The following is a 1,154-nucleotide window of genomic DNA, read 5'->3' on the forward strand; positions in this document are numbered from 1 at the left end:
AGACTCGAATGAGGTCGTTTCAGATTATAAAACTCAAAATATGCACTCAATTGCTTTTTCGCATCTGTGACACTGCTATAAGCTTTGAGATACACCTCTTCATATTTAACGCTCCGCCATAATCGTTCAACCATCACATTATCAACCCATCGACCTTTACCATCCATACTGATTTGAATGCCATTTGATTTCAATACATCAATAAATGCATCACTGGTAAACTGACTGCCTTGGTCTGTATTAAATATTTCAGGTCGACCATATTTTTCAATAGCTTCATTTAATGTTTCTATGCAAAATGTAACCTCCATACTAATCGATACTCTATGCGCTAGTACCTTGCGGCTATGCCAATCAATCACAGCACATAAATAAACAAAGCCTTTTGCCATAGGGATATACGTTATATCCGTAGACCACACTTGATTACTGCGCTGAATAGCCAATCCTTTGAGCAGATATGGATATTTGCGGTGAGCTTGATTAGCCTGGCTTAAATTTGGTTTGCAATATAACGCATTAATGCCCATTTTCTTCATTAAAGTACGTGTATGACGTCGTCCTATATGATGTCCTTGACGATTCAACAAATCACGCATCATACGGCTACCTGCAAAAGGGTATTGCATATGTAACTCATCCATACACCGCATCAGCTTCAGATCTGATGCACTCACAGGTTTTGGGCGATAGTAATAACAACCACGGGAGACTTTCAGCAGCTGAGCTTGCTTAGATACTGAAATCTGAAGTGAGTCATCGATTAACTTTTGTGGTTGAAGCGGCCCAGTTTCTTCAACACACCTTCTAAAAAATCAATTTCTAATGCCTGCTCACCGATTTTTGCATGTAGTTTTTTTAGATCGATGGGTGGTTCTGTTGGAGCTTTTGATTGATCGAAAGCTTGCGAGGAAGCTGAAATCAGTTGATTTTTCCAGTCGATAATTTGGTTTTGATGAACATCAAATTCAGCACTCAATTCAGCAAGTGTTTTTTCTGCTTTAATCGCAGCAAGTGCTACCTTAGCTTTAAAATCATTTGAATGATTTCTTCTTGGTCTACGTGCCATAAAATACTCCATATATTGATGTTTATAACATCATTTGGGGAGCAAAATATCACTTATAAGTGTTGTTCAAATTTCCTGATCCACC

1 protein-coding gene is annotated in these 1,154 nt (G+C 38.2%); it reads right to left on the minus strand.

Annotated features, from left to right (window positions below; translation table 11 throughout):
- Positions 1-1,081 (minus strand): IS3-like element ISAba14 family transposase gene (locus ACSC97_RS18140; protein WP_436662338.1). Its coding sequence is split into 2 segments (ribosomal slippage), with 1,082 coding nucleotides annotated over them: positions 1-817 and positions 817-1,081; the frame shifts between segments, so codons are not numbered across the junction. This gene is flagged as partial in the annotation.
- Positions 1,082-1,154 lie beyond the last annotated feature (73 nt).

Origin of the sequence: Acinetobacter sp. P1(2025), assembly GCF_051390655.1 — a bacterium.
GTDB lineage: Bacteria > Pseudomonadota > Gammaproteobacteria > Pseudomonadales > Moraxellaceae > Acinetobacter > Acinetobacter junii.